Source organism: Planktothrix sp. FACHB-1355 (assembly GCF_014748295.1).
GTDB classification, from domain to species: domain Bacteria; phylum Cyanobacteriota; class Cyanobacteriia; order Cyanobacteriales; family Aerosakkonemataceae; genus Aerosakkonema; species Aerosakkonema funiforme_A.
In genome coordinates this window covers 1-6,260 of the sequence record NZ_JACJUP010000302.1, presented here as the reverse complement: position 1 = coordinate 6,260, position 6,260 = coordinate 1, and the positions used below count along the sequence as shown (strand labels likewise).

Below are 6,260 nucleotides of genomic sequence, written 5' to 3'. Positions count from 1 at the left end.
GATAAATCTGCGGATATTACCCAAATTCCCCCTAACTAAGAATTATGAGTACAGTTCTCGTTGTGGAAGACTCTCGCAGCCAGCGGGAGTGCATCTCGCACCAGCTAGCGTGGTGGGGACTGAACGTTATCCAAGCGTCCGATGGCGTCGAAGCATTAGAGAAAATTCAGCAAAATAGTCCCGATTTGGTGTTGCTGGATGTGGTAATGCCCCGAATTGATGGTTACAATGTTTGCCGTTTGCTCAAAGCTAACCCGGAAACTCGCAACATACCTGTGGTATTTTTAACAGTAAAGGTACAACAACTTGCTCTTTATGGTGCCATAGAACTTGCAGAGGCATATATTAGTAAACCTTGGCAACCGAGAGAACTAATTGGTACGGTAAAACGAGTTTTGTTAGACACCCAAAGTTGGGCTGAGAATGTTTCTGCCGATGCTTGGACAGAATACGGCATTTTAAATTTAAACTTAATTAAACTATACGAATGCCGCGCTGATGCTTGGACGAAATACGGTTTGCAAATTACCAGGTTTTATGAGGATGCCCTTGCTGCTTTTGGGCAAGCATTACAAATCGATATCCATCATTCTAAGGCAACTCAATACAAAGCTACTTTGGAAAAAGACTGGGCTATTTTGCGGCAAAAGTTAGAGGAAACTAAGCCCTGCCAAGTATGCCAGTATTACTATGGAAAGGATGGCATAAACTGCGCTGTGTACCCTTGCGGTCGTCCTGAAGAACTGTGTCGCGACTGGGACTATCGATGATTAATGCCAAGCGAATGCTGTTCTGTTCAGCCTGTCTCAAACTGTCGCCATTCTAATATATTAACGGGAACTCTAAACCAGATATTGCTCGCATCGGGTACTTTGACCTTAATTACTTTTTGATAGTTGGGGTCTGCCTCGATCCAAACGTTATTTCCTATGTAAGCTAAGATATGTAAGCCGTCTGTTGTAACCGCAATATCTCCTGTTTGGATTTTTGAATTATCTAACTCGTTAATACTGGGAGCTTTATACAGAAATTTTGTCCAGTTTCTGTATTCTTTTCCTAAAGCTTCGGCGGAAGCATCGTACCACCACAGCAAAAATGCTTCTCGGAGTAATTTGGAATTAAAAGATAGCAATCCCATTTTTAAATTAGCGTTTATTAACCCACGGCGTACCAAACCCGAGCAGTCAATTCCAAATTTGTTTTCGCCACCCCAAACATATAGAGATCCTTCGTAGTAACTGAGTTCTTGTACATACTTTTGGCGGAGGATGCTTCCATCTACTTGATAACCAGGCAGGATAATTATGCCGCTGACTATTAAAGCCAACAAAAAACACAAGTATCTAATACTATTTTTGTTCCAGAATAAAAATAGCGCTCCCAGCCAAAGGTACAAACAAAGCAGAACAGTAATTAAGCGGAATATGCCATAGCTGATGGGGTAAATAAGTAAGACTATCAACAGAAACCAAGCCCAACTCCATAACAGGAATAAGAGCCATCGCTTGATTTTTGGGAATCGCATTTCGATCGCTCCTACAATTAGGGCTGCTCTAAAACTATACGAGCTGGATGTTTATAGCTTAATCTGCTCGCACATCCGCTGCTCTAAACGTTCTAGTAAAGTATCGACATCTGCGGCAGCTTGTTCAAAACATACGGGTGGCGGGGGTTCCGGTTCAAACTGAACTAGCTTTAATTGGGCGTTGCCTATGCCGATGAGCAAAACTTCCTGTTTGGGATTGTGAGCGTCTAAAATGCCCAAAATCTCTTGCAGTCTGTTCTCAACTTTGTCGTTGAGCGCTTCAATCGCCTGTCTGGGACAATAGACAAAATGGGGAGTGGGTTCGAGGTCTATCCCTAAAGTATTTTCGTAGTTTTCTCCTCTTTCCACAAATAGTCCCCAAGCTAAAGCAGCCAATTCTTGCTGATTTGCTTTGACGAAATCATTTAACTGATGTCGCCAGTTGTTTTCACCCCGATCGGACTGGATACTATCGAACATTACCATTTTCTTAATTCAGTAGTTGCCAATATCATTTCAAACCGGACTGCACTCGCCAGAGGCTGGCATAAATACCCTGTCGATCGAGCAGTTCTTCATGTCTTCCCGATTCCACTAATTTGCCATGTTCCATAACATAGATGCAATCGGCATTGCGGACAGTCGAAAGGCGATGGGCGATCGCGATCGTTGTCCGGTTTTGAGTTATTCTTTCCAGCGAACGCTGAATAGCCGCTTCTGTTTCGTTGTCCACTGCCGACGTAGCTTCATCGAGAATCAATATGGGTGGATTTTTCAACACAGCCCGTGCGATCGCAATCCGCTGCCGCTGTCCACCCGATAACTTCTGCCCCCGCTCACCCACAATGGTTTCGTAACCTTGTGGTAGCTGCATGATAAAGTCGTGGGCTTCTGCAATCTTAGCTGACGATACTATATCTTCAAAAGTAGCATCAAAACTACCGTAAGAAATATTCTCGGCAACAGTGCCATGAAATAAGAATACATCCTGGCTGACTAAGCCAATACACGATCGCAAATCTTTAAGGTTCAGCTGGCGCAATTCAATGCCATCAAGGTTAATTGTTCCCGCTTGAACTTCGTACAAGCGCAACAGCAATTTTACCAAAGTACTTTTGCCAGAGCCAGTAGAACCGACTATGGCGATCGTTTTCCCGGCTGGTATATCTAGGTAAAGATGCTCAATTACTGGGCGGCGTCCGTTGTAGGCAAAGGTGACATCCCGCAGCGCCAACTCCCCGCGTACCGAATTGACTGGCAAAGGCATATCGCCGGTATGAATGGCGATCGGCGTATCCAACAGATTCATTACTCTATTAGTAGATGCCATTGCCCGTTGATATTGGTCGAAAGTATCTCCCAATCTCGTTAAAGGCCATAGCAATCTTTGGATTAGAAAAACTAATACGCTATAAGTACCCACGGACATTTTGCCGTTCGCCGCTTCCACGCCGCCATACAGCAGCAACGCCGTGAATCCAGCCAGAATAATCATACGGATTAAGGGGACAAAGGCAGCAGAAAGTGCGATCGCACGTCGGTTGCTTTGCCGATAAGCCTCACTTTCCACCTCCAGACGCCTTGCTTCGTATTCCTCTGCCGTATAGCTTTTAATCGTCACGATACCCGACAAATTATTTGCCAACCGACTGTTGAGGAAACCAACCTTTTCCCGCACATCCGCATAGCGAGGCGCAAGCAGACGCTGGTAAAATACCGATCCCCAGATAATAAACGGCATAGGCAACATTGCCATCCACGCCACGCTGGGAGCCAAGATAAAGAAAGCGCCGCCAATAATTATCGCTGTTGTGGAAACTTGAATCAGATCGTTGGCTCCCACATCCAAAAAGCGCTCTAATTGGTTGATATCATCGCTGAGTACAGACATCAAACCGCCAACACTGCGGTCTTCAAAATAGGCAACTTCCAGTTCTTGGATATGTTTGTAAGCATCTAGGCGCAACTCGTGTTGAATTTTCTGCGCCAAATTGCGCCATAACCTCGCGTAGGCGTACTCAAATACAGATTCCAGTATCCAAATAATGACGGTGAGGATGGAAAGAATGGCGAATTGCCAAAAAATATCTTTAATGCCCCACTGTGCAACGATCGAATCCTTTTGTTTCACCACCACATCAACCGCGATCCCAATCAGGGCGGGTGGTGCTAAGTCAAAGATTTTGTTGAGAATTGAGCAGCCAGTTGCCAGCCATATTTGCTGGCGATAATCTTTTCCGTAATCAATCAGGCGCTTGAGGGGATGCACCGAACCGAGGTGCTTCCTTCTCAAGGAAGATTTACGAGGAGTAATAGCTTTGGTCACTTGCCCGATCGCTTAATCTTGAATGCACATAAATACTGCCCTTGCACAGTCTAACTAATTAATTATTAATTGGCGATAAAAGCTCATCATAGAAGTTAAGGCTTAATATATTTGATATGTCATCAAATTTCCTGTTATATGGTGCGAACGGCTATACGGGGACGCTGATTGCTCGACTGGCTGTACAGCGCGGACTTCGCCCGATTTTGGCCGCACGCAATGCCGAAAAATTAGCACCTTTGGCAACAGAACTGAGTTTGGAATATCGCGCCTTCTCTCTCGACGATACAGCTGCCACAGACGAAGCTTTGGCCGATGTACCGTTAGTGCTGCACTGTGCTGGCCCTTTTTCGCGCACTTCTAAACCAATGGTGGATGGATGTTTGCGGACGAAAAGGCACTATTTGGATATTACCGGAGAAGTAAGCGTATTTGAAGCGATCGCATCCCGCGACGCCGAAGCGAAAACAGCTGGAGTTATGTTTCTCCCAGGAGTAGGTTTCGATGTCGTCCCCTCCGACTGTCTAGCCGCGCACCTTAAAAGACGACTCCCCACTGCGACGCGACTCTCCCTCGCTTTTCAAATCCAGGGTGGAGTATCGCGAGGAACTGCTACCACAGTCATCGAAAATCAGCACAAAGGCGGTTTAGTCAGGCGCGATGGAATTATTACCCCCGTTCCCGCTGCTTGGAAAACCCGTCAAATCGATTTCGGACAAGGGCAAGTGGAAGCTACAACAGTACCGTGGGGGGATGTGTCTACAGCTTTCTACAGTACGGGAATTCCTCACATCGAATTGTATATGCCAGTACCGGCATCACGGCGCAGGCTGATGCTGATGAGTCGCTACATCGGTTGGTTGTTGGCTTTCCCTCCCGTGCAAGAATACTTGAAAGCTCAGATTCAGAAACAAGTGCCTGGGCCAACCGATGCCCAACGTACACAGGGAAGCAGTCTGCTGTGGGGAGAGGTGGAAGACGATAGCGGTAAAAAGTTGGTTTCTCGGCTGCAATGCCCCGAAGGCTATACTCTCACGGCGATGACTGCTTTGGCGATCGTCCAAAAAGTGTTAGGGGGACAGGTGGCTGTAGGTTTCCAAACGCCATCAAAAGTTTATGGAGCAGATTTTATCCTAGAAATTGAGGGGGTTTTACGAGAAGATGTTAATTAATTTGCCAATAAATTTATGAGCGCGAACAAACCACCCCTACTGGGAAACATCACCCCGATTATTCCGGCTGGTGGCAATATGGAAAAAGCCATCGCCTTCTATGAAAAACAGCTTGGGTTTACCAAAATCCATCAAGAAGGCAATCCCATCAGGATGGCAATTGTCAAACGCGACTCAGCAGAAATCATTCTGCAACAAAATGACGATCGACACCTGGCAGAATCGACGACTTTTCTCATTCAAGTAGATGGGATCGCAGAACTTTACGAGGAGTTTCTGGCTCAGGATGGAGGGATAATTCATCCTAACGGTAAGTTGGAAAGCAAACCTTGGGGCATGAAAGAGTTTAAAATAGTCGATCCGGCAGGCGTCTGCATTACATTTTACGAGCTAGAGCGCTCAAATAACTAATAAGATGAGTATTTTTACACTGCAATCTGTTAAAAAAGACTTTGGCATTAAGGAAATTCTCAAAGATGCCAGCTTTAGTCTGGGTGCTACAGATAAGGTTGGATTGATTGGTACTAACGGTTCTGGCAAATCGACTCTATTAAAAATGATTGCCGGTTTGGAGCCGATCGACGGCGGTCAAATTATAGTTAACTCCGGCACTCGCATTGTCTATTTACCTCAGCAACCAAATTTAGATGAAAATCATACGGTTTTGGAGCAAGTTTTTGCCGATAGCGGGGAGCGCATGGTTTTGGTGCGCGAGTATGAGGAACTTTCGGATAAATTAGCTCATTTTCCCGAAGATAGCCAAATCATGGCGCGTCTATCTGCTATTATGCAGCGTATGGAAGCAACAGGCGCTTGGGAATTAGAAACTAATGCCAAAATTATTCTGACTAAGTTGGGAATTGAAGATTTTAATGCTAAAATTGGCAGTTTGTCGGGAGGATACCGCAAGCGCATTGCTTTGGCAGCTGCGTTACTTTCCGATCCCGATGTGTTGTTGATGGATGAGCCGACAAACCATTTGGATGCTCTATCGGTAGAGTGGTTGCAGAGTTATTTGAATCGTTTTCGAGGTGCGATTCTGTTAATTACGCACGATCGCTATTTTCTCGATCGCGTCACCAACCGGATTATTGAAATTGACAGAGGGGATCTCTACAGCTACGATGGTAACTATTCTTATTATCTCGAAAAGAAGGCTTTAGCTGAAGAATCAGCTGCCAGCAGTCAGCGCAAACATCAGGGCGTATTGCGTCGCGAATTAGAATGGCTAGATCGG

Annotated in this window: 7 protein-coding genes; 4 read left to right on the top strand and 3 right to left on the bottom strand. The window is 45.5% G+C overall.

Going from position 1 to position 6,260, the window contains the following annotated elements:
* Window positions 1-44: 44 nt before the first annotated feature.
* On the top strand, window positions 45-770 hold the full coding sequence (locus H6S82_RS14395) for a response regulator (RefSeq protein WP_190461315.1): 726 nt from the start codon (window positions 45-47) through the stop codon (window positions 768-770).
* Between the two features lie 26 nt (window positions 771-796).
* Here the strand turns inward: H6S82_RS14395 and H6S82_RS14390 are convergent, their stop codons facing one another.
* The 3 genes from H6S82_RS14390 to H6S82_RS14380 are packed head-to-tail and all read right to left on the bottom strand — an operon-like array spanning window position 797 to window position 3,794.
* Window positions 797-1,525, bottom strand: a complete 729-nt coding sequence (locus H6S82_RS14390; RefSeq protein WP_190461313.1) for an NlpC/P60 family protein — start codon at window positions 1,523-1,525, stop codon at window positions 797-799.
* Window positions 1,526-1,576: 51 nt separating this feature from the next.
* A complete protein-coding gene (locus H6S82_RS14385; protein ID WP_190461311.1) occupies window positions 1,577-2,011 on the bottom strand; it encodes a hypothetical protein in 435 nt (144 codons plus the stop codon).
* A gap of 25 nt (window positions 2,012-2,036) precedes the next feature.
* On the bottom strand, window positions 2,037-3,794 hold the full coding sequence (locus tag H6S82_RS14380) for an ABC transporter transmembrane domain-containing protein (RefSeq protein WP_190461436.1): 1,758 nt from the start codon (window positions 3,792-3,794) through the stop codon (window positions 2,037-2,039).
* 173 nt (window positions 3,795-3,967) lie between these two features.
* Here H6S82_RS14380 and H6S82_RS14375 point away from each other — a divergent pair, with 173 nt between their 5' ends.
* The 3 genes from H6S82_RS14375 to H6S82_RS14365 all read left to right on the top strand — a co-directional run.
* On the top strand, window positions 3,968-5,023 hold the full coding sequence (locus H6S82_RS14375; RefSeq protein WP_191056345.1) for a saccharopine dehydrogenase NADP-binding domain-containing protein: 1,056 nt from the start codon (window positions 3,968-3,970) through the stop codon (window positions 5,021-5,023).
* A 15-nt stretch (window positions 5,024-5,038) separates the two neighbouring features.
* On the top strand, window positions 5,039-5,434 hold the full coding sequence (locus tag H6S82_RS14370; RefSeq protein WP_190461307.1) for a glyoxalase superfamily protein: 396 nt from the start codon (window positions 5,039-5,041) through the stop codon (window positions 5,432-5,434).
* A 4-nt stretch (window positions 5,435-5,438) separates the two neighbouring features.
* A partial coding sequence (locus tag H6S82_RS14365; protein ID WP_191056344.1) for an ATP-binding cassette domain-containing protein occupies window positions 5,439-6,260 on the top strand: 822 nt, incomplete at its 3' end.

Bases quoted from the DNA above. Each gene is read 5' to 3' on its own strand.
- H6S82_RS14390 (WP_190461313.1), bottom strand. From the start codon at position 1,525: ATGCGATTCCCAAAAATCAAGCGATGGCTCTTATTCCTGTTATGGAGT.
- H6S82_RS14375 (WP_191056345.1), top strand. From the start codon at position 3,968: ATGTCATCAAATTTCCTGTTATATGGTGCGAACGGCTATACGGGGACG.
- H6S82_RS14385 (WP_190461311.1), bottom strand. From the start codon at position 2,011: ATGGTAATGTTCGATAGTATCCAGTCCGATCGGGGTGAAAACAACTGG.
- H6S82_RS14395 (WP_190461315.1), top strand. From the start codon at position 45: ATGAGTACAGTTCTCGTTGTGGAAGACTCTCGCAGCCAGCGGGAGTGC.
- H6S82_RS14370 (WP_190461307.1), top strand. From the start codon at position 5,039: ATGAGCGCGAACAAACCACCCCTACTGGGAAACATCACCCCGATTATT.